General features: G+C 75.7%; 19 protein-coding genes. 13 read left to right on the top strand and 6 right to left on the bottom strand.

The window, feature by feature from the left end:
- Positions 1-18: 18 nt before the first annotated feature.
- The gene (ndk, locus tag ACI3EY_RS08685) at positions 19-447 is read left to right on the top strand and encodes a nucleoside-diphosphate kinase (protein WP_405036503.1); all 429 of its coding nucleotides are present in this window, start codon (positions 19-21) and stop codon (positions 445-447) included.
- A gap of 69 nt (positions 448-516) precedes the next feature.
- Here ndk and ACI3EY_RS08680 read toward each other — a convergent pair whose 3' ends face one another.
- The 4 genes from ACI3EY_RS08680 to ACI3EY_RS08665 are packed head-to-tail and all read right to left on the bottom strand — an operon-like array spanning position 517 to position 5,079.
- Positions 517-1,875, bottom strand: coding sequence for a lanthionine synthetase LanC family protein (locus ACI3EY_RS08680; RefSeq protein WP_405040147.1), 1,359 nt, complete (start codon positions 1,873-1,875; stop codon positions 517-519).
- Positions 1,872-2,813, bottom strand: coding sequence for a T3SS effector HopA1 family protein (locus tag ACI3EY_RS08675; RefSeq protein ID WP_405040146.1), 942 nt, complete (start codon positions 2,811-2,813; stop codon positions 1,872-1,874). The genes ACI3EY_RS08680 and ACI3EY_RS08675 overlap by 4 nt, the downstream gene beginning before the upstream one ends.
- On the bottom strand, positions 2,810-3,706 hold the full coding sequence (locus ACI3EY_RS08670) for a phosphotransferase family protein (RefSeq protein ID WP_405040145.1): 897 nt from the start codon (positions 3,704-3,706) through the stop codon (positions 2,810-2,812). The genes ACI3EY_RS08675 and ACI3EY_RS08670 overlap by 4 nt, the downstream gene beginning before the upstream one ends.
- On the bottom strand, positions 3,703-5,079 hold the full coding sequence (locus tag ACI3EY_RS08665) for a chymotrypsin family serine protease (protein ID WP_405040144.1): 1,377 nt from the start codon (positions 5,077-5,079) through the stop codon (positions 3,703-3,705). Before ACI3EY_RS08665 ends, ACI3EY_RS08670 begins: the two co-directional genes overlap by 4 nt.
- A gap of 175 nt (positions 5,080-5,254) precedes the next feature.
- Between ACI3EY_RS08665 and ACI3EY_RS08660 the strand changes: the two genes are divergently transcribed.
- The 12 genes from ACI3EY_RS08660 (at position 5,255) to ACI3EY_RS08605 (ending at position 19,900) form a co-directional block, all read left to right on the top strand.
- Complete coding sequence (locus ACI3EY_RS08660; RefSeq protein ID WP_405040143.1) at positions 5,255-6,838, top strand: S8 family serine peptidase; 1,584 nt, start codon at positions 5,255-5,257, stop codon at positions 6,836-6,838.
- Entirely contained in the window at positions 6,838-7,446 is a 609-nt protein-coding gene (locus ACI3EY_RS08655; protein WP_405040142.1) for an RNA polymerase sigma factor, read from the top strand. The genes ACI3EY_RS08660 and ACI3EY_RS08655 overlap by 1 nt, the downstream gene beginning before the upstream one ends.
- Entirely contained in the window at positions 7,443-7,925 is a 483-nt protein-coding gene (locus tag ACI3EY_RS08650) for a carboxypeptidase regulatory-like domain-containing protein (RefSeq protein WP_405040141.1), read from the top strand. Before ACI3EY_RS08655 ends, ACI3EY_RS08650 begins: the two co-directional genes overlap by 4 nt.
- Positions 7,926-7,928: 3 nt before the next feature.
- A complete protein-coding gene (locus ACI3EY_RS08645; RefSeq protein WP_405040140.1) occupies positions 7,929-10,553 on the top strand; it encodes a CHAT domain-containing protein in 2,625 nt (874 codons plus the stop codon).
- Positions 10,550-11,593, top strand: coding sequence for a rod shape-determining protein (mreB, locus tag ACI3EY_RS08640; RefSeq protein WP_405036100.1), 1,044 nt, complete (start codon positions 10,550-10,552; stop codon positions 11,591-11,593). The genes ACI3EY_RS08645 and mreB overlap by 4 nt, the downstream gene beginning before the upstream one ends.
- A gap of 5 nt (positions 11,594-11,598) precedes the next feature.
- Positions 11,599-12,420 carry a rod shape-determining protein MreC gene (gene mreC, locus ACI3EY_RS08635; protein WP_405040139.1) on the top strand — a complete coding sequence of 274 codons (822 nt, stop codon included), beginning with the start codon at positions 11,599-11,601 and terminating at the stop codon, positions 12,418-12,420.
- The gene (gene mreD, locus ACI3EY_RS08630; protein ID WP_405040138.1) at positions 12,417-12,902 is read left to right on the top strand and encodes a rod shape-determining protein MreD; all 486 of its coding nucleotides are present in this window, start codon (positions 12,417-12,419) and stop codon (positions 12,900-12,902) included. Before mreC ends, mreD begins: the two co-directional genes overlap by 4 nt.
- Complete coding sequence (gene mrdA / locus ACI3EY_RS08625; protein ID WP_405040137.1) at positions 12,899-14,971, top strand: penicillin-binding protein 2; 2,073 nt, start codon at positions 12,899-12,901, stop codon at positions 14,969-14,971. Before mreD ends, mrdA begins: the two co-directional genes overlap by 4 nt.
- Positions 14,968-15,486 carry a GNAT family N-acetyltransferase gene (locus ACI3EY_RS08620; protein WP_405036104.1) on the top strand — a complete coding sequence of 173 codons (519 nt, stop codon included), beginning with the start codon at positions 14,968-14,970 and terminating at the stop codon, positions 15,484-15,486. The genes mrdA and ACI3EY_RS08620 overlap by 4 nt, the downstream gene beginning before the upstream one ends.
- Positions 15,487-15,514: 28 nt before the next feature.
- Positions 15,515-18,283, top strand: coding sequence for a phosphoenolpyruvate carboxylase (gene ppc, locus ACI3EY_RS08615; RefSeq protein ID WP_405040136.1), 2,769 nt, complete (start codon positions 15,515-15,517; stop codon positions 18,281-18,283).
- A 50-nt stretch (positions 18,284-18,333) separates the two neighbouring features.
- Positions 18,334-18,993 (top strand): PepSY domain-containing protein, encoded by a 660-nt coding sequence (locus ACI3EY_RS08610; protein ID WP_405040135.1) that lies wholly within the window; start codon positions 18,334-18,336, stop codon positions 18,991-18,993.
- Between the two features lie 70 nt (positions 18,994-19,063).
- On the top strand, positions 19,064-19,900 hold the full coding sequence (locus ACI3EY_RS08605; protein ID WP_405036107.1) for an Fpg/Nei family DNA glycosylase: 837 nt from the start codon (positions 19,064-19,066) through the stop codon (positions 19,898-19,900).
- 4 nt (positions 19,901-19,904) lie between these two features.
- On the opposite strand, the gene ACI3EY_RS08600 is transcribed toward ACI3EY_RS08605, so the two are convergent.
- On the bottom strand, positions 19,905-20,615 hold the full coding sequence (locus ACI3EY_RS08600) for a PIG-L deacetylase family protein (RefSeq protein WP_405036108.1): 711 nt from the start codon (positions 20,613-20,615) through the stop codon (positions 19,905-19,907).
- Positions 20,612-21,607 carry a DNA topoisomerase IB gene (locus tag ACI3EY_RS08595; protein ID WP_405040134.1) on the bottom strand — a complete coding sequence of 332 codons (996 nt, stop codon included), beginning with the start codon at positions 21,605-21,607 and terminating at the stop codon, positions 20,612-20,614. The genes ACI3EY_RS08600 and ACI3EY_RS08595 overlap by 4 nt, the downstream gene beginning before the upstream one ends.
- Between the last annotated feature and the right edge of the window lie 23 nt (positions 21,608-21,630).

The following is a 21,630-nucleotide window of genomic DNA, read 5'->3' as shown; positions in this document are numbered from 1 at the left end:
CCTGGGCGGGTGACCGACATGCCGCAGACCGAACGCTCCCTCGTCCTCGTCAAGCCGGACGGCTACCGCCGCGGGCTCTCCGGGGAGGTGCTCCGCCGGATCGAGGCCAAGGGCTACGTGCTCGCCGCGCTCGCCGTGGTGACCCCCCGCCGCGAGCAGCTGGAGGCGCACTACGCCGAGCACGAGGGCAAGCCGTTCTACGAGCCGCTGCTGGAGTTCATGTCCTCGGGCCCGGTGACCGCGGCCGTCATCGAGGGCGAGGGCTGCATCCCTGGCTTCCGCTCGCTGGCCGGTGCCACCGACCCCACCGCCGCCGCCCCCGGCACCATCCGCGGGGACCACGGACGGGACTGGGGCCTGAAGGTCCAGCAGAACATCGTGCACGGCTCGGACAGCCCTGAGTCCGCCGCCCGCGAGATCGCCATCTGGTTCCCCGAGCAGGGCTGAGACCCTCCGCCGACCTGTCGCGCTGACCCACGCGCCGGCCCGTCGCGCCGACCCCGGTCGGTCCCGATCTCAGCCGGCGCCCCCGACGGGCACCCCGAACAGGCTCGGGCTGGGCGCGCAGGCGGGGTCGGCCACCCGGGCCAGCACCAGCGCGGTCCCGGCCAGCCCCTGGAACAGCCCGTACCCGCCGCGGGTGCGTTGCCCGGTCGGCCAGAGCGACGGGTCGTCCCCCTGGAACGTGGCCACGTCCAGGACCGCGTCCCGCGCCGTCGTCAGGTGCTGCGGCACGTCCCACCGGTGCGCCGCGGTCGCCAGCACGTCCAGCGGGCCGGCGAGGCCGTGGCACAGGGTGAGGCCCGACCCGTCCGGGTCCAGCCGCACCGGGTCCGGGCCGTGCGCCTCCAGGAGCTGCCGGGCCCGGCCCGCGGTCGCCGTCACCTGCCGTCCGCAGAGCAGCACCGCCGACTCCGCCTGCGCCCGCAGCACGTCCCCGAGGATCCCCAGGTCGACGCCCTGCTCCAGCAGCCGGAGCAGCTCCAGGCGGGTGGCCGCGATCCCGGCGGCACCGTGGCACCACAGCACGGGGTATGCGCCGGGTCCCTCGCGCAGGTCAGGCCAGCCGAGGACGGGGTCGGCCCACGCGCTCTCCCAGTCCCAGGTCTGACGCAGCCGCTGCCGGGCGCGGCGTGCCAGATCCGGCCGCGGACCGCCGGCCAGCCAGTGCGCGAGGGCGAGCAGGACCCCGCTGCTGCCGTGCGCCAACCCGGTCAGCGGTGCGAACACCGCAATCGCCTCACCGAACCCACCGCCGTCCCCGACGACCCCGACGTCCGGCCCGGGGTAGCACCAGCCCTCGCCTCGGGCCCGCCCGGCGGCGAGCAGCGCCTCCGCGACCTCGTCGGTGTCCCGCCGAGGGGCGCCCAGGCTCAGGTGGGCCAGCAGCAGACCGGACAGCCCGCTGAGATGGTCCACGTGCGGAGCCACCGCGGTGGCCGGGGGCAGCGCGCCGCGCTCGCTGTCCCCCAGGACGCCATGACCCGGGACGCTGTTCCCCAGGACGCTGGAGGCCTGCGCCCGGGCCACCTGCACCCCCGCCGCACCGTCCAGCAACCCTGCGCCCGGGGTGGTCCGCGCCGACCGGGACGACGGTGGGCCCAACGCGGCCCGGGCCCACGGCTCCAGCTCCGGCAGGCCCAGGGCCGGGGCCAGGTGCGCCAGCGCCCACCCGATGCCCGCGTCCCCGTCGTACACGCTGCCGTCACCGATCCCGAGCTCGGCGGGGGCGTCCAGGTCGGGGCGGTGCCAGGCCGGCCATCCCGTCCGGGTGCCGTCGGTGACCCGTGCCCGGACGACGGCGCCGACGCAGACCTGCGCCAGCCCCAGCACCGCCCGGGCGGTGTCGGGCGGGGCCAGGGTGCTGCTGCTCACCGGTCCGTCCCCTGCCCGACCGTCGCCCGTGGGCGCAGGTGCGGCCGGTCCGGGTCGAGGCCCGCGTCCCGCAGCCCCTGGCGGCAGTCGTCACGGGCCTCGGCCAGGGCAGCGTCATCGTCATCGTCATCGCCGAGCAGTCCACCCCGTGCCTGCCAGGCCCGCAGCCCCCGGGCCAGGGCGGCGCACCGGTTCTCCCCGAAGCTGGCCACGTCACCGTCGTCCTGCGCCCAGGCCAGCCCCGGCGCCGCCGACACGGTCAGCGGAGGCCGGAACGGCGCGAGCAGCCCGGCGGTCTCCCGTCCGAGCGTCGCGAGCGCCGGCGCGGCGACCTCGTCGGGCAGGTACACCACGACCCGGTCCGGGCGGGCCAGGGTGGCCGGGTCCAGCGCCGACTTCAGCAGCCACCCGCGCTGCAGCGGCAGCAGCGCGGTGAGCACGCGGCGCACGACCTCCACGTGCCGAGCGGCCGTGGCGCACACGTAGACCCGGGTCAGCCCGGCCGGCGGCCGGGACCGCGGGTCCCACCCCGGCGACCAGACCCGCCACCACCCGCCGACCACGACGCCGCCCAGCAAGGGGGCCACCCGCACCTGCTCGCCGACCTCCGGCGGCAGCCCGGCGCCACCGCACCCCGGCAACCGGGTGAAGGCGCCGGGCAGCACGACCCGGTGCCCGCCCCCGGTCGGACGCACCACCACCGCCCCCAGCGGGTCGACCCGGCGGACGGTCGCGGGCACCCAGGGGCCCGCGCCGAGGGCGGCCAGGCCCAGCGCCCCGGTCAGTGGTGGCGCCTGGGGATGGGCCGGCTCGACGGGGGTCACCGGATGGGCATACCAGGAGGCGTAGAGGCCGCGGGCCAGGTCCTCCCCGGGCGGCAGCGACCCGGCCACCCGGACCGCCCCGTCCAGCTCGTGGTCGAGGGTGGCCGTGCTCACCGACCGACCGCCCCGGCCGTGGCCCCTGCACCGGCGGCGCTCAGCTCCGTCAGCGCGGCCCGGACGTCGGCCATCGCGTCGTGCGCCAACCGCAGCGCGGGGTCCTCCTCGCCGGACCCGCCGCCGTCCCGGTACGCGCCCCAGAACGCCTCCCGTGCCGCCTCCGCGGCACCCGGCACCAGGGCGTCGTCCAGGCAGCGCAGGGCGCACACGACGTCCCAGGACGGGTCACCCACCCCGGCGTCCTCGAGGTCGAGGAAGCTCACCCGCGCCCTGCCTCCGACCCTGTCCACCAGGGCGTTCGCCCCGGACAGGTCGCCGTGCACCCAGTGCCCGGTGCGCCAGCGCCGGCCCGCCCCGGCGAGGCGGCGGGCGTCGGCACCGTCGCGGACCTGCGCCAGCAGGGTGGCGGCCGCGGAGTCCGCCGGGACCCGGTCGATGCTCGCGGGGGTGGCATCGGTGATAGGCCACGGGAGGGTGGCCCGGGGCGGCTCGGGCCACGGGTCGACCGCGGTCCCGTGCAGCGTGGCGAGAGCCGACCCCAGGGCCGCCGCCACCGGCCCGGGAGCGGTGGGCAGCGCCGCATACAGGGGTATGCCCTCCAGCGCCGCGGTCCAGACGCACCCGTCGTCCGCGTGGAGCAGGTCCGGCACCGGGCCGCCGCCCAGGAGCCGCAGCGCCTGCGTCTCCTGCGCGACGGTGGCCGTCCCGTCGGTGGCCCCCGCCTGGCCCTGCTGCTTGACGAAGGCGACCGGCCGGCCGCCGACGTCCAGCCGGTGCAGCAGGTTGCTACGGGGGACCGGGACGAGGCGGACCTCGTCGTCCAGGACGTCCTTGGCCCCGACCAGCCCGAGCTCCAGGGCCTGGGTCAGCAGCCCTGCGGCGGCCCTCACCGCTGCCCTCCGCCGTCGCCGCCCTCGAGGTCGTCGAGGTCGTCGAGCTGCTGGGCCACCTCGTCGAGGGCGGCGTGGTAACCGGCCCAGAAGGACGCGTCGTCCGGGCTGTAGCCGTACTCGTCGCCGGCGCCCTGCCACGGGGTCGGCACCCAGCCGCCGGGGCCGCCGCAGATCCGGCTGTCGACCGGGCACAGCCGGGTGTCCAGCGGGCCGCACAGCACCCGGGTGTCCAGCGTCGGGCAGCGTGGCGGTCGGGTGGTGAGGACCGGTGGACAGTCCACCAGCACCCGGGTCAGGCGCACCGGTGGGCAGTCGACCCAGGGCCGGGTCCGCAGCGGCGGGCAGTCGACGAGCACCCGGGTCGGGCACAGCGCCGGGATCCTGGTCCGCAGCGGAGGCAGCACCGGCCCCGGGCGTGGCGGGTTGAGCGTGACCTGCAGCTCGGCCAGGACGGCGGCCACCGGGTTGGCGAAGGTGAGGCTGCCGTCGGTGGCACCGGCGAAGAGCAGGCCGACGACACGTCGGGAGCCGTCCATCACCACCGACCCGGAGTCGCCCCGGTCTGAGAACCGCGGGGCACCCGGGGCCGGGCGGATCGAGATCTGCTGCCGCAACGTGCGCAGGCCCACGCCGTCGCCGTAGTCGAGCCGCACGCTGGCGTCGGTGGAGACCACCTCGCCGTGCGTGTGCTCGGTGGTGCGGCCACGCTTCTGCACGGCCATCCCGGCGACGGCCGGGGTGCTGCCCGCGACGGCCCCGATGTCGACGACCTCGTCGACCCAGGTCTCGTCCCCGTCCAGCCGGACGACGGCGCCGTCGACGTGCTCGGAGATGACGCCGCGGGCGAGCGTCCCCACCTGGTCGGTCGCCGGGTTGCCGGAGTCGAACCGGCCGGGTTGCAGGACCGACTCACCGGCCGACCAGGAGGTGTCGACGCAGGCGACGTGGAAATTCGTCAGGATCGACACGGCACCGCTGACCGTGTCCCGCACCATCGCCCCGCCGGTACCGGCGTTGGGGTGCCGCGCCGGGCCGATGCTGATGCCGCCGGCGATGGTGGTGTGCTTGCTGGTGTCGCTGAGCGGGTCCCCGGCATACAGGCCGGGTCCGCCCTGCAGCTCGATCTCCAGCTCCTGCACATCGGTCCTGATCCCGTCGATCTCCGCGGGGACCTGCTGGCTCTTCGCCAGCCGCGAGGCAGGCTTCTTCGCCTGCACGTAGACGACGATGCTCAGCTCGCCGGTGGGTCCGCCGTCGCTGATCTTCTCGCCGATGTCGACCCCGACGACCCCGTCGAGGTCGAGCAGCCGGTCCTCGACCTGCTCCTTGGTGGGGCGGATCCGTGCCGCCGCCGTCTCGTCATGCTCCATGGCTCCTCCTGGTCCCGTCCCCGGGAGCCGTGGTGCACCCGGTTGTCGGTCCAGACGCACGGGTCCCGGCGCAGATACATCACGATCCGGTGTATCTCCTGCCCGAGGGGCTGCTCTCCGAGGTGTCCTACCCCTAGGCTGGAGCTGCCGGGGACGAGCCAGCTAAGGAGCTGTGATGTCAGACCGCGACGACTTCGTCCTCTCCCTGCCGTCCTGGGTGCTCCGGCGACGCGGGGCCCGGATGCTCGACCCGGTCAGCGCCCCCCGCCCGGTCAAGGGCGACGAGGTCTCGCCGCGCACGGCGAGCAGCAGCGCCTACCTGGACGGGCGACTGATGGTGCGCGGTCTGCCGGGTCGGGCCGCCGCGCAGCGCCGGGAGGACCTGGAGTCGGTGCTGCGACGTCGGGGGTATGCCGTGCGGCTGCGCCCCGACCCGGTGGACGAGCGGCTGGAGGGCCTGCTGACCGAGTCCCTCGGCGGTGGACGGTCCGGCCTGCTGGACCAGCTGGACGGCGCCTACCAGACGCGGATGCTGGTGGAGCCGGTCGGCGAGCGTCCGGAGGACCCCGACCCGTGGGTGCTGGTGCTGGTCGCGCGTTCGGCCGGGCTGGACGGGGTCGACCTGGAGCACCTGGTCATCCCCGGCCCCGGGGGTGCCTACTGGGAGGGGCACGGCCCCGGCGCGTACTGGGAAGGCCACGGACCGGGTGCGTACTGGGAGGGCCACGGCGGGGACCCCGGGTGCCTGCCCGGCAGGGCCCCGGTCAGCGTCGCCGTGGCCGACCCCTCGGCCGGGCGCCGCCCGCTGCGCCGGCCCCCGGTGGTGGTGGTCCCGGACACGGGCATCGGGTCGCACCCGTGGTTCGACGGGCACGACCGGGTGCAGGTGCTGCACAGCATCCTGGGCGTCCCGGTCACCGAGAACACCACCCCGGACCCCGAACGGCACGGGATCAGCGAACCGCTGGTCGGGGAGCTGGACAGGCTCTCCGGGCACGGCACCTTCATCGCCGGCGTGCTGCGCCAACGCGCCCCGGACGCCCGGATCGTCGGGTTGCCGCTGATGGACGCCTCCGGCACCGCGGCCGAAGGGGACGTCAGCCGGACGCTGGTGGCGCTGCTGGTCGGTCACGTCCTGGCCCAGGAGCAGGGCCGGACGGACTTCGGCGAGGACGGCGGGGTGCTGGACGTGCTCAGCCTCTCCCTCGGCTTCTACCACCAGGACGGCGAGGTCGCCTCGCACCCGGTCCGGGACCTGCTGCAGCTGTTCGCCGACCGCGGGGTGATGGTGGTGGCGGCGGCCGGGAACCAGGCCACCAGCGTCCCGCTCTACCCGGCCGGCTGGGCCGCGGCACCGGGCGCGGCGGAGCCTGCCCCGGGAGCGGCCCCGCCGCTGGTGTCGGTGGGGGCGCTGAACCCCGACGGGGACTCCGTGGCCATGTTCAGCAACGCCGGTCCGTGGGTCACCGCGCACCGTCCCGGGGTCAACGTGGTCAGCACCATGCCGACCACCTTCGACGCCTCGGCACGGGCGGCATACCGCACCGAGACGGAGACCGGGGTCCGGGCCACCCCGGACCCGGACGACATGAGCGGGGGCTTCGCGGTCTGGAGCGGCACCAGCTTCGCGGCACCGTGGTTGGCCGGGCAGCTCGCCCAGCACCTGTGCGCCGGCAGCGACAGCGACGACGACGTCGGGGTGAAGGCCCTGCGGGCCCGGGCCCGCCGTGCCCTCTCCGCAGAGCTGGGCGGTCGCTGATGCTCACCGACGACACCCGGGAGGTCACCGGTCGACAGGAGGGCCCCTCGCTCGGGGAACGGGCCGGGGTCTGCTTCGAGCGCTACCGCGAGGGTGAGGACGCCGCCCTCGGCGAGCTGGTGGACCTGGCCTCCCCGCTCCTGTGGCACGTCGCGCGGGCGCACGGCTGCGACCGGGACGGCGCGCAGGACGTGGTGCAGGACATCTGGTTGCGGCTGGTCGACCATGCCGAGGGGATCCGTGAGTCGCGGGCCGTCCTGGGCTGGCTGGTGGTCTCGGTCAAACGGGAGAGCTGGCGGTGCTCCCGGCTGGCGCGACGCACCCAGCACGACCCCACCGGTGTCGCCGACCCCGGGGTGAGCGAGGTGGGCCCGGAGGAGGTGGCGATCCTCACCGAGCGGCAGCAGGTCATCTGGCAGGTGATCGAGGACCTGGACCAGCGCTGCCGGGCGCTGCTGCGGATCGTCGCCTTCTGCGACCGCCCGGACTACGACGAGGTGGCCAGCGCGCTCGCCATGCCCCGCGGCAGCATCGGACCCACCCGGGGCCGGTGCCTGGAGAAGATGCGACGCAGGCTGGTCGCCGACCCCCGGTGGGTGGACGCATGAGCGGCGCGCCGGGCGCGGGCGGTCCCGCGCTGGACGCCGCTGACCTGTCCCTGCTGGAGGAGCTCCGGGAGACGGTCGACCGGGTCGACCCGTGCCCGGCCGGCCTCGCCGAACGGGTGAAGTTCGCGCTGACCGTCCAGTCGTTGCACGCGCAGGTGGCCGAGCTCACCCGCGGCGAGGGCGCGCTGACCCGTGGCGCCGACGACGAGCCGGACCGGATGGCCACGATGACGTTCAGCACCGACAGCGTCAGCATCATGGTCACCGTCACCGAGGAGGACCCGGACCTGACCCGGATCGACGGGTGGCTCACCTGCCAGCGCGCGGAGGTGGAGCTGGTGCGCCCCGGCGGGACCGAGCAGCGGGTGAGCGTCTCGGACGGCAGGTTCGTGCTGACCGGGGTGCCCGCCGGTTCCGCCCGGCTGGTGGTGCACCTCGAGGACGCCCGCCCGGTGGTCACCCCGACGTTCAGCCTCTGACCCGTGCCTTCCCCGCCGCCGCTGCCCTCCCTGCAGCCGACGTCCACGGTCGCCGAGCTCTTCGAGCGGGGCCGGGCCGCGAACTCGGCCGGCCGACCGGCCGAGGGGGAGCGTCTGCTCGGTCGCGCCTGGCGGATCCTCGAGGAGCGCGGTCGCGGCGAGGTACCGGGCTTCCCGTGCCTGGGACCGCAGGAGTCCGCCTCCCTGGACGAGGCCCGGATCCGGGTGCTGCTGTCGCTGAGCACCGCCCAGCTGCAGCGGCACGGCCCGGACGCCGCGCTGGGCACGGTGCAGCGGGCGGTCCGGCTGGTCGGCTCCCTCCCCGTCGGGACAGCCGACACGGACGCCCTGCAGGGGATGTGCCGATCCCAGCTGGCGATGATCCACGGGCGCTCGGGCCAGCTGGACGAGGCGTTGCGCCAGCTGGACCTGGCGATGCGGGTCAGCGCGTCCCTCGGCCCGCCGGAGCACTTCGTGCTGCGGCTGTCCCGGGGGGTGATCCGGATGGACCAGGGGGACCTTGACGGCGCGGAGGAGGACTGCCGGGCCGCCGTCCGGATCGCGGTGGCCGCGGGGCTGGCCCGGCAGGAGTTCATGGCCCGGCACAACCTCGCGCTGGCGGCGTCCCTGCGCGGGGACCTGCCCCGTGCGTTGCGCCTGCACCGGGAGAACGACGCCCAGGGGGCGCAGGTCTCCCTCGCGGTGGCCCTGCATGGCAGGTCCCGCGCGTTGCTGGAGGCGGGGCTGGTCCAGGAGGCGACCGAGCTGCTGGAGCGCGCCGCGGTGGACGCGGTGGAGACGGGTCAACGGCTGGTGGCCGGGGAGATTCAGGTCGACCTGGCCCATGCGTGGCTGCTCACCGGACGCGCCGACCAGGCGGCCGAGGCCGCCGGCCGCGCCCGGCGCGCGCTGCGGGGCCAGGCCGCCGGCCTGTACCGGCGCGCCGAGCTGGTGCTGATCGGCGCCCGACGGCGTCGCGGCCGGCGGCTCGGGGAGGTGGCCGAGCGGGCCACCGCGCTGGCCCGGGAGTTCGCCCGGGACGGCGACGTGGTGGCCGCGGACCTGGCCAGGCTGGTCGCCGCCGAGATCGAGGTGGACCGGGGCCGGCACCTCGAGGCGGTGCACCTGCTGCGCCAGACCGCGGACCTGACCCGGGTGGGGTCGCTGAGCACCCGGCTGAGGGCCAGGGGCGTGCTCGCGACCGCGGCCCGGGCCGAGGCGGACCCGGCCACCGCGCGGCGGCACCTGCGGGCCGCCCTCCTGGATCTCACCGAGGCGGTCGGGGCGAGCTCCAGCCTCGAGCTGCGGGCCGCCACCCACCTGTACGCCGAGCACCTGGCCGACCTGGACCTGGAGCTCGCCGGCGGGCACGCCCGGGACGGCCTGCTGGCGGTCGAACGCTGGCGCGAGGCCGCGAGCCGCGCGCCCGTGGTGCGTCCCCCCGCCGACCCCGAGCTCGCGCGTCGCGTCCGGGTGCTGCGGCACCTGCGGCACCAGCTGGTCGAGGACCCGGTCCGGGCGGTGACGCTGCGGCCCCGGCTGCGCGAGCTGGAGCGTTCCGTCGCCAGCCTGTCCTGGTCTGCCCCCGGTGCCTCCGGCCAGCGGCAGGCGGTCACCCGGGAGGACGTCGTCGCCGGGGTGCAGACGGCGGCGGGCCGGTCCACCACGGTGGTCTGCCTGCTGGTCGCCGGCGGTCGGCAGCGGGCGATCGTCGCCACCGAAGGACGCTGCCGGGTGCACGACCTGGGCCCCCTCCCGGCCGTCGTGGAGGCCGCCCGACGGCTGGCGGCGGACCTGGAGACCTGCGCCCGGGCCTGCGGCGGGCCGATGGAGCAGGTGCTGCAGGACTCGCTGGCCCGCTCGTCGGACCTGCTCGACGCCACCGTGCTGCGTCCCCTCGACCTGCACGGGCGGGTGCTGGTGGTGCCCACCCCGGCGCTGGCCGCGGTGCCCTGGGGGATGCTGCCGAGCCGGCGGGGGCTGCCGACCCCGGTCGCCCCCAGCCTGACCTCCTGGGTCCGCGCGGGGACCCGGGTGCGGCAGCCACGGGTGGTGGCCCTGTCCGGGCCTGGCCTGTCCGGGGCGGACGCGGAGGTCGGTGAGGTCGGGCGCGCCTGGCCGGGCGGGGAGAGCCACCCCCGGGCCGACGGGGACGCGCTGCGGGGGGCGCTGGCCACGCACGACCTGGTGCACGTCGCGGCGCACGGCCGGCACCGGGACGACAGCCCGCTGTTCTCCTCGCTGTGGCTGGCGGACGGCCCCTACTTCCTGGCCGACCTGGAGCGGGAGTCCGTCCGCGCGAGCCTGGTGGTGCTCTCCGCCTGCGACTCGGGCCGGGCCCGGCACCGGGGCGGGTCCGCCGCGCTCGGGCTCGCGGCCGGGCTGCTCTCGCTCGGGGTGGGCACCGTGGTGGCCGCGCCCAGCCGGATCCCGGACGGGGTCGCCGCCGAGCACATGCCACGGGTGCACGCCCTGCTGGCCGGGGGGGCCGACGCCGACGCGGCGCTCGCCACCGCCGCCACCGACGCGCACCCGCTGGCCGGGGCCTTCGTCGCCTGGGGCGCACCCTGGCAGGCCCTCGCGGGGGGCTCGGACACCCCGGCCTCGCTGCGTACGATGCCGGGGTGAACAGGACACGCAGCACCGGCGGGGGATCGCTGCTGGGCCGTGACCTCGCGATCGACCTCGGGACCGCGACCACCCAGGTGCACGTGCGCGGCCGCGGGGTGGTGATCGACGAACCGACCCTGGTGGCGGTCAGCACCGACACCGGGCGGCTGGTCGCGGCCGGCACCAGTGCGCACGAGATGCTCGGCCGCACCCCGGAGCGGGTGGTGACCCTACGGCCCCTGTCCGACGGGGTGATCACCGACGCCGAGCTCACCGAGCAGCTGCTGCGGCACTTCGTGGAGCGGGCACGGCGGACCAGGCTCGTCCGGCCGCGCACCGTGGTCTGCGTGCCCAGCGGGATCACCGCCGTCGAACGTCGTGCCCTGGAGGACGCGGCGATGCGCTGCGGCGCCCGACGCGTCGACGTGATCGAGGAGGCGATGGCCGCGGCCATCGGGGCCGACCTGCCGGTGGAGTCGGCGACCGCCAGCATGGTGGTCGACATGGGAGGTGGCACCACCGACGTCGCGGTCATCTGCCTCGGCGGGGTGGTCAACGCGCGCAGCCTGCGGGTGGGCGGCGACGAGGTGGACGACGCCGTCGTCGAGGGCGTCAAGGCGGCCCACGACCTGCTGCTGGGGGAACGCTCCGCCGAGCAGATCACCCGTGCCGTGGGTTCGGTCTGGCCGCTCGCCGAGGAGCTGACCTGCCGGGTCCGGGGCAGGGACCTGAGCACCGGGCTGCCGCGCACCGTGCAGCTGGGCAGCGCTGAGGTGCGCCGGATGATCGAGCCGGTCACCGGGCAGGTCGTCGCGGTGGTCCGGGCCGTGCTCGACATCTGTCCGCCGGAGCTGTCCGGCGACCTGCTGGAGGCAGGGGTCACCCTCACCGGGGGCGGCGCCCTGCTCCGGGGCTGGGCGGAACGGCTCCGGCACGAGCTCGGGGTCCCGGTGCGGGTCGCGCAGGACCCGCAGCACGCGGTGATCCGCGGCGCCGGCGCCTGCGTCGACGACCTGGGGGCGCTGCGTCAGGTGCTGGCCGGCGCGGCGCGGCGGTGACGGCGGTGCCACCCGCCTCGCGCCGCACGGCCCTGCTCGCGACCGTGCTCGGCGTCGCGACCGCCGGGGTGCTGGTGCTGGACCTGGCCCGGCCCGCGCTGGCCGAGCCGGTGCGGGTCGCGGCCGCGACGGTGGCCGCCCCCGCCCAGCGGCTGGTGGCCGGCTGGGACGACGGCAGGGTGCTCGAGCTGACCACCGAACGCGACGAGCTGGCGGCCCGGGTGGACGCGCTGGAGCAGCAGCTGCGCGGGCGGGAGCAGCTGGAGGCGCTGGACCGCTCCGCCGCGGTGCCGCGGGAGCGACCGCTGCTGCCGGCCCGGGTGGTCGCCTTCGCCCCGGTCGCCTCCCCGGTGGGCGGGCGCACCGTCACCCTCGACGTCGGCGAGCGGGACGGCGTGCGCACCGACCAGACCGTCGTCGACGCCGAGGGGCTGGTGGGTCGGGTGCTGCGGGTCGCGCCGCGCAGCGCCGACGTGCTGCTGCTGGGGGACGCCGACGTGGTGGTGGGGGTCCGCTTCGGGGAGCAGGGGGCGCTGGGCAGCGTGCAGGCCACCCCGGTGCCGGGGCTGCCGACGCGGGGCCACGGGGAGCTCACCCTCACCGTGATGGGCGACAGCCCGGTCGCCGTGGGGGACGAGGTCGTCACCCTCGGCAGCCCGGACGGCGTCCCGTACGCGGCCGGCATACCGCTGGGCACGGTGACCTCCCTCGACCCGGACCGGGGGCAGCTGGACCGGACGGCCGTGGTGCGACCGCACGTCGACACCGACACCCTCGACCTGGTCGCCGTCGTGCTGACCGACGTGCCCGCCGGGGACCAGCCGTGATCCGGGTGCTGGGCGTCCTGGTGCGGGCGCTGCTCCTGGTGGCCGCGGTGCTGCTGCCCGGTGCCTGGCCTCCCGGGTGGGCGCGGCCGGACCTGGTGCTGGTGGTGGTGGCGGCGGTGGCCCTCCTGCACCTGCCCCGGGTGGGGGCGCTCACGGGGTTGGCCGGTGGCTGGCTGCTGGACCTGGTCCCGCCGGGGGCGGAGCCGCTCGGGGCGGGCGCGCTCACCTGCGCCGCCCTCGGGCTGGGCCTCGGGCTGGCGCGGCCCTGGTTGCGCGCCTCGCCGCTGCTGCCCTGGCTGGTGACCGGCCTCGGTGTGGCGGCGGTGCTCGGGGTGCGCTGGGTCACCGCGGCCGCCGGGGTCGGCGTCGTGCAACCGGTGGACCTGCTCTGGACCTGGGTGATGACGATGCTGGTGGCCGCGGCGCTGCTGCCGCTGCTGACCGGGCTGGAGCGCCGGCTCTCCTCCTGGGGCTGGGCGTGAGCCGCCCCGTCCGGCCCGGCGCCCGCGCCGACGTCCGGGTGCCACGGCCCGGCCTGGTCACCCCCCGGGTCCGGTGGCGCTCGTCCACCCGGGCCCTATGGGCGACCGTGGTGGTCGTGCTGGCGCTCGGCGGGATCCTGCTGGGCCGGCTCGGGCAGATGCAGCTCTCCCAGCACGAGGAGCTGGCCGCGCAGGCGGCGCAGGTGAGCACCCGCGAGATCCTCACCCCGGCCCTGCGAGGGCGGATCCTGGCCGCGGACGGGACCCCGCTGGTGAGCAACAGCGCCACCTCGGTCGTCACCGTCGAACCGGAGGTGCTGCTGGAGGCCGAGGACGGGGGACGGGCGCTGGTGGACTCCGTCGCCGCCGCGCTGGGGCTGCCCGAGGAGGAGCTGTGGGGCCGCACCCGGCTGTGCGGCACGGCCGGGGCCCCGCCGGTCCCGTCCTGCTTCTCCGGCTCGCCCTACCTGCCGGTGCCGATCGCCTACGACGTGGACCCGGTGACGGCGCTCGCGGTGCTGGAGCGCCCCGAGGACTTCGCCGGCGTCGACGTCCGCAGCGTGCCGGTGCGCAGCTACCCCGCCCCGGAGGGCGTCAACGCCGCCCACCTGCTCGGCTACCTGGGTCGACCCACCCAGGAGGAGGTGGACGCCTCGGCCGGGCAGCTGGGCGCCGACGACTGGCTCGGCCGGGCGGGGCTGGAGACCGTCTACGACGCCGGTATGCGAGGGGTGCCCGGACGCACGACGGTCACCCTGGACCCCCGTGGGGTGGTCACCGGGCAGCTGGAGAGCTCCGACCCGCAGCAGGGCGACGACCTGCGCACCCACCTCGACGTCGAGGTCCAGGCCGGAGCGGAGAAGGCCTTGGTCGAGGCGGTCCGCGCGGCACGGCGCGAGGGTGCTCCGGCACCCAGCGGCGCCGCGGTGGTGCTGCGTCCGGACACCGGCGCGGTGGTCGCCGCCACCAGCTTCCCGACCTACGACCCCGGTATCTGGACCCGGGGGGTCAGCGCCCGCGAGTACGACGGGCTGCTGGACCCCGACCGCGGCGCGCCGCTGGTGAACCGGGTGCTGGGGGAGACCTTCCCGCCGGCGTCCACGTTCAAGGTCGTCAGCCTGGCGGCGGCGCTGCAGACCGGCATCGACCCGGAGGCGGAGTACCCCTGCCCCGGCGCGGTGACGATCGCCGGCCAGCGGTTCACCAACTTCGAGTCCGAGTCCTACGGCGAGCTCGACCTGCCCGGGGTCCTCGAGGTGTCCTGCGACACCACCTTCTACCGCTGGGCGTACGACCACTGGCTGGCCCAGGGCGGGCTGGCGCAGACCTCCGACGACCAGGACCGGTTCATCGCCGTCGCCCGGGGCTTCGGGCTCGGCCAGCGCACCGGCATCGACCTGCCGGCCGAGGAGCCGGGCACCCTGCCGTCCCGGGCGTGGAAGGAGGAGTACTGGGAGGCGACCCGCGAGGAGTCCTGCCTGCGCGCCGAGGAGGGCTACCCGCAGGAGGAGGACGAGGAACGCCGCGAGTTCCTGGAGCAGCTGGCCCGGGAGAACTGCGAGGGCGGCTGGCAGTGGCGTCCCGGCGACGCCGTCAACTTCTCCATCGGCCAGGGCGACGTCGCCAGCACCCCGCTGCAGATGGCGGTCGTCTACGCCGCGGTCGCCAACGGGGGCCGGCTGGTCACCCCCCAGCTCGCCGACGCGCTCGTCGCCGGTGACGGCACGGTGGTGCAGGAGCTGGACGCCGCCGACCAGGGCAGCGTGTCGATCGACGAGGAGACCTGGCAGATCCTGCGCACCGGGCTCGCCGACGTGGTCACCGAGGGCACCGCCGCGCAGGCCTTCGCCGGCTGGCCGTCGCAGGACTACCCGGTCCTCGGCAAGACCGGCTCGGCCGAGGCCTTCGGGCAGGAGGCCACCTCGTGGTTCGCCTCCTACGGCCCGGGCGACGACCCCGAGTACGTCGTCGTCGTGGTGGTCGAGGAGGCAGGGCTCGGGGCGGAGGTCGCGGCCCCGGCGGCCCGGGACATCTGGGACGCCCTACGCACGGTCGAGGAAGAACGATGAGCGGGGTGCTGGTCCGGGACGCGACCGGGCAGGACGCGGCCGCCTGCGCCGGGATCTACGCGCCGTACGTCACCGGCACCGCGGTCACCTTCGAGACGGAGCCGCCCGGCCAGGCGGAGATGGCCACCCGGATCGCCCGGGCCCAGGAGGCGCACGCCTGGCTGGTCGCCTGCACCGAGCAGGGCACGGTCCTCGGGTATGCCTACGCCGGCACCTTCCGGCCGCGCCGGGCCTACGGCCGCACCGCCGAGACCAGCATCTACCTGGCCCCCGCCTCCGGGGGTCGCGGGGTGGGCCGCACCCTCTACACCGCGCTGCTGGACCGGCTGCGGCAGCAGGGCTACGGCACCGCGGTGGCAGGGTCGACCCCGCCGAACCCGGCCAGCGCGGCGCTGCACCGCTCGCTCGGCTTCACCCAGGTGGGGGCCTTCACCCGGGTGGGTCGCAAGTTCGGCCGCTGGCACGGGTGCGACTGGTGGGAGCTGGCGCTGGCCGATGGTGTCGAGGAACCCTGACCGCAGAGCTTGCCGTAGGGTCGGGCCCGTGAGCGAGGAGACCTCCACCGACAGCATCAGCCCCGACCTGCGCGCCGACGTCCGGCGGGTCTCGACCATGCTCGGCCAGTCGCTGGTCCGGCACCACGGGCAGGAGCTGCTCGACGCGGTCGAACGGGTCCGGCTGAGCACCAAGGCCAGCAAGGAGGGGGACCGGGAGGCCGCCGAGGAGGTCCGCCAGGTGCTGGCCGAGCTGCCGCTGGCCCAGGCCACCGACCTGGTCCGTGCCTTCTCCTCCTACTTCCACCTGGCGAACGCCGCCGAGCAGGTGCACCGGGTGCGCACCCACGCCGGTCGCCCGGAGGACCAGGGCTGGTTGACCGCGGCCGTCCGCGACGTCGTCGAGGCCGGCGGGCCGGAGCTGCTGGCCAGCAGCGTCGCCGAGCTCGACGTGCGGCCGGTCTTCACCGCCCACCCGACCGAGGCCTCCCGGCGCAGCGTGCTGACCAAGATCCGGCACCTGTCCGACGTGCTGGCCACCCCCACCGAGCCGGACACCTGGGGGCGCCGGCGGCAGGACCGGGATCTGGCCGAGCTGGTCGACCTGATCTGGCAGACCGACGAGCTGCGGCACAACCGTCCGACCCCGCTGGACGAGGCCCGCAACGCCATGTACTACCTCGACGAGGTGCTGACCACGACGATGCCGGCCCTGCTGGGCAACCTGGGTGAGCTGCTCGCCGAGCACGACGTCCGGCTCCCCGCCGACCACCCGCCGCTGCGCTTCGGCAGCTGGATCGGCGGTGACCGGGACGGCAACCCCTACGTCACCCCGGAGGTCACCCGCGAGGTGCTCCGGCTGCAGGGCGGTCACGCCATCGGCGTCGCCCTCGCCCTGGTCGACGTCCTCATCTCCCAGCTGTCCAGCTCGACCGTCGTGGTCGACGTCGAGCCGGACCTGGAGGAGTCGCTGCGGCGCGACCTGGCGCACCTGCCCGGGCTGGACGCGCGGGTGCTCGAGCTGAACGCGCAGGAGCCCTACCGGCTGAAGCTGACCTGTGTGCGGGCCAAGCTGCTGAACACCCGCAAGCGGTTCGCCGCCGGCACCACGCACGAGCCGGGCCGCGACTACGCCGGGGCCCCGGAGATCCTGGACGACCTGCGCGTCGTCGCCGACTCGCTACGCCTTCACGGGGGCGCCCTGGTGGCGGACGGTCGGCTGGCCAGGGCCAGCCTGACGATCGCCGCGACCGGCCTGCACCTGGCCACCCTGGACGTGCGCGAGCACGCGGAGAAGCACCACCAGGCGGTGGGGCCGATGCTGGAGGCGGCCGGTGCCGCCGGCGAGCAGGGGTACGACGCACTGACCCGGGACGAGCGCACCCGGCTGCTCGGCGAGGAGCTCGGCTCCCGGCGTCCGCTGCTGAACCGTGCCGCCCCGCGCGAGCAGACGCTGGCGGTCTTCGACGAGATCCACGAGGCGCTGACCACCTACGGCCAGGACGCGGTGGAGACCTACATCATCTCGATGACGCAGGGAGCCGACGACGTGCTCGCCGCCGCCGTGCTGGCCCGGGAGGCCGGGCTGGTCGACCTGCACGGCGACACCGACGGGACGGGCACCTTCGCGCACGTCGGCTTCGCCCCGCTGCTGGAGACGATCGACGAGCTGCGCGGAGCGGCCGACCTGGTCGACAGGCTGTTGTCCACCCCCGCCTACCGGGACCTGGTCCGGCTGAGGGGCGACGTGCAGGAGGTGATGCTCGGCTACTCCGACTCAAACAAGCAGGCCGGGGTCCTCACCAGCCAGTGGGGCATCCACCAGGCGCAGCGGGCGCTGCGGGACGTGGCCGCCCGGCACGGGGTACGGCTGCGCCTCTTCCACGGCCGCGGCGGCAGCGTCGGCCGGGGCGGCGGTCCCACCTACGACGCGATCCTGGCCCAGCCGAACGGTGTGCTCGAGGGCGAGATCAAGTACACCGAGCAGGGCGAGGTGATCTCCGACAAGTACTCCCTGCCGGCGCTCGCCCAGGAGAACCTGGAGCTGGCGCTGGCCGCGGTGCTGCGGGCGGCCGCCCTGCACCGGGACCCGCGCACCACCGCCGAGGAGCGGACCCGCTACGGCGCGGTGATGGACGTGACCAGCGACGCGGCCTACGCGGCGTACCGGAGCCTGATCGACGACGAGGACCTGCCCGCCTACTTCGTGGCCGCTACCCCGGTGGACCAGCTGGGGGCGCTGAACATCGGCTCCCGCCCGAGCAAGCGACCGGACACCGGCAAGGGGCTGGAGGGGCTGCGGGCGATCCCGTGGGTCTTCGGCTGGACCCAGACCCGGCAGATCGTGCCCGGCTGGTTCGGGGTCGGCTCAGGGCTGCGCGCCGCCCGGGAGGCGGGGCACGGCGAGGAGCTGGCGCAGATGCTGGAGCACTGGCACTTCTTCCGCTCGGTCATCTCCAACGTGGAGATGACCCTCGCCAAGACCGACCTCGAGGTCGCGGCGCACTACGTGCAGACGCTGGTGCCGACCGAGCTGCGGCACATCTTCGACACCATCCGCGCCGAGTTCGAGCTGACCGTCGCCGAGCTGCGCGCGCTCACCGGTGAGGAGCACCTGCTGGACGACCAGCCCGTCCTGCAGCGCACGCTGGCACTGCGGGACAACTACCTGGACCCGATCTCCTACCTGCAGGTGGAGCTGCTGCGCCGGCTCCGGGAGCGCCCCGACGACGACGCCGGCGAGGAGATGGACGAGCTGCAGCGTGCCCTGCTGGTGACCGTCAACGGGGTGGCCGCCGGCCTGCGCAACACCGGATGAGAGACCTCTCATGAGAGGGGTCCTCATCCACGGGGTGCACCCTGAGAGGTATGACGCGCACACGCCCGCACCTGACCGCCGCCCTCTCCCTCACCCTGGCCCTGGGTCTCAGCGCCTGCGGCGGGGACGAGAGCTCACTGGACGGGGTGAACGCGGACGCACCGGTGGACATGACCACCGACGACGCTGCTGCGGGTGCGACCGACGGGGCCACCGCCACGGACGGCACGGCTGACGACGCCGGCTCCGCCGGCGACCAGGCGGCATCCACCGACACGGCGGCCGCCGCCGACGACGTGACCGCCGCGGCGCTGGCCGCGATCAGCACGGCCGAGGACGCCGTCGGGGGCACCGCCTACGAGATCGACGACCAGGACGGCGACGGCACCTGGGAGGTCGAGGTCGCCGTCGGGGACCGCTCGCACGAGGTGACCGTCTCCGCCGACGGGGCACAGGTCGTGGGGACCCCGGAGGAGGACGGGCTGGACGCCGACGACGCGGCCGCTCTGGAGGCCGCCCAGGCCACCCTTGTCGGTGCGATCGAGACCGCCGTCGACGAGGTCGGCGGGGTGCTCGACGGGGCCTCCCTGGACGAGGAGGACGGCAGCCACCGGTTCGAGGTCGAGCTGGACCGCACCGGCGGCGACGACGACGACATCACCGTCGTCGTGGACGCCGCGACCGGGGAGGTCGTCGCCAGCGACGCCTGACCCGCCACGGACGCGACGCCCCGGCCACCCTGGCGGTCGGGGCGTCGCCACGTGCTGAGATCATCGGCCCATGCCCGAGGGTCACACGCTGCACCGGCTCGCCGCCTCGCTCGACGCCACCTTCGCCGGGGGGACCCCGGCGGTGAGCAGCCCGCAGGGGCGCTTCGCCGACGGCGCCGCCCTGCTGGACGGGCTCGCCGTCCGCCGGTCCTGGGCGCACGGCAAGCTGCTCTTCGTCGACTTCGCCGAAGAGCGCACGCTCTACGTGCACCTCGGCCTCATCGGGAAGTGGTCCGTGCTGCCGGTCGCGCCCGTCGGCAGCGAGCCCCCGGCCACCGGCGCGGTGCGGCTGAGGCTGCTCTCCCAGGCGCATGTGGCCGACCTGCGCGGTCCGATGGCCTGTCAGGTGGTGGACCCGGGCGCGGTCACCGACCTGGTGGACCGGCAGGGCCCGGACCCGCTGCAACCGGTGGGGGAGCTGAACGACCCGGACCAGGCATACCGGACGATCTCCCGGTCGGGCCGGAGCATCGCCGAGCTGCTGATGGACCAGGGGGTGCTGGCCGGGGTCGGCAACATCTACCGCTGCGAGGTCCTGTGGCGGCACCGGCTGCACCCGCTGAAGCCGGGGAAGGTGCTCAAGCGCACCTCCTGGCAGCTGGTATGGGACGACCTTGTGGCGCTGATGCCGCTGGGGGTCCGGACCGGCACGATCATCACGCTGGACGACGTCGCCGCCGACACCAGGGCGGCCCTGGAGCGGGGCGAGACACCGCAGGTGCCGCGTGAGTTCGCGGTCTACAAGCGCCCCGGTATGCCGTGCCTGCGCTGCGGCGCCCGGGTCCGGCAGGCGGTGGTCGCCGGCCGGAACCTGTTCTGGTGCGGCGGCTGCCAGCGCCGCACCTGAGGACTCAGCGCTCCCAGACCTGCGCCCGCCAGGCGAAGCGGCCCTCGTCCCCGCCCAGGATCCCGGTCAGCAGCTGCCGCGGCGAGGGGTAGTCCGCGGGCAGCGCGGCCAGGTACTGCCGGTGCGCCTCCAACGAGGCGACCGCCCGGTCGAAGGTGTCGGTGACGTCCACCTCGTGGGTGGGCTGGTGGCCGGCCGCGGAGGCGACCCAGCGCACCCCGTCCCAGGGTTCGTGACCCTCCTCGACCAGTTCCGGGAAGATCCACCGGTTGCCGGCAGCGGCGACCGCGTCCAGCACGGTGAGGCCGACCGCCCGGTGGTCCGCCTGGTTCAGCCCGCCGCCGGGGAAGCTCTCCGCGTGGGTGAGCGTGGTCACCACCTCGGGGCGGTGCACCCGGATGGCCCGCGCCAGCTCACGGCGCAGCCGCAGGTCCGCCTCGAGCACCCCGTCCGCGAAGCCGTCCAGGAAGTGCACCCGGGTGACCCCGACCTCGGTGGCGCCGTCCCGCTCCTCCTGCTCGCGCACCGGCCCGGCCTGCTCCGGCGCCATCGTGGCGATCCCCGCCTCGCCGCGGGTCACCAGCAGGTAGTCCACCTGCCGGCCCGCCGCGGTCCAGGTGGCCACCGCCGCGGCGGTGCCGTACTCCAGGTCGTCGGGGTGCGCGGCGATGCACAGCGCACGCTGCCAGTCGGTGGGGAAGGGTTGCAGAGTCATGACAGCATCTCTAGCACGGCACGCTCCAGGGCGCGCGTCCTGGCCGCGGGGTCCCGGTGCCGGGCCCGGGCGGCCTCGGCGATGGTGGTCCCGTGCTCGTAGAGGTCGATCACCCGGGGGTCGATGTAGGAGCTGCGCGCCACCGTCGGGGTGTTCCCCAGGTACTCCGAGACCTCCACCACCGCGCGGCGCACCGCCCGCCGGCGGGACGCCCGGGTGTCCCCCTTCTCCTCGCTCAGCGCCAGCGAGGTCGCGGCCAGCACCGTCGCGTGCCAGGTACGGAAGTCCTTCGCCGTCAGCTCGCCGCCGAGCAGCTCGCGCAGGTAGAGGTTGACCGCGGCGGCGTCCAGGTCCGTCCACCGGCGGGCCTCCTGGTAGGCGAGCAGCCGGCCCCCGGACCGGCGGCGCCGCATCCGGTCCAGGGCGGCCACCACGTCGGCGTCGTCGATCTCGATGACGTGCTCGATCCCGGACTTGCCGGTGAACCGGAAGACCAGCACCTGCCCGCGCGAGCGGACGTGCCGGCGTTCCAGGGTGGTCAACCCGTAGCTGCCGTGGGCGTCGGTGTAGGCGTCGCTGCCGATCCGGAAGTACCCCAGGTCGATGAGGCGCACGGCCACCGCCTCGGCGCGCGCCCGGGGCATACCCTCCAGCGCCAGGTCCCGGGCGATCCGCCGCCGGGCCGCCGGCAGCCGGGACGCGGCGGCCAGCACCCGGTCGAACTTCATCCGGTCCCGCTTCAACCGCCACTGCGGGTGGTAGCGGTACTGGCGCCGTCCGGCGTCGTCGGTGCCGACCGCCTGCAGGTGGCCGTTCGGGTGCGGGCAGATCCAGACGTCACGCCAGGCAGGAGGGATGACCAGCGCCTTGATCCGCTCGACCTCGGCGGGCGGCAGGCGCTCGCCGCCGGCGTCCAGGTAGACGAAGCCCCGGCCGGACCGACGTCGGGTCCAGCCGGGGGAGGAGGGGGAGACGGTGCGCAACCTCGGCATGGGAGCAGATTAGGGGGCCTACC

The organism is Serinicoccus shuyuelongi, assembly GCF_045032955.1.
GTDB lineage: Bacteria > Actinomycetota > Actinomycetes > Actinomycetales > Dermatophilaceae > Ornithinicoccus.
The sequence above is the reverse complement of the archived record's forward strand: the minus strand, read 5'-3'. Positions and strand labels throughout refer to the sequence as shown.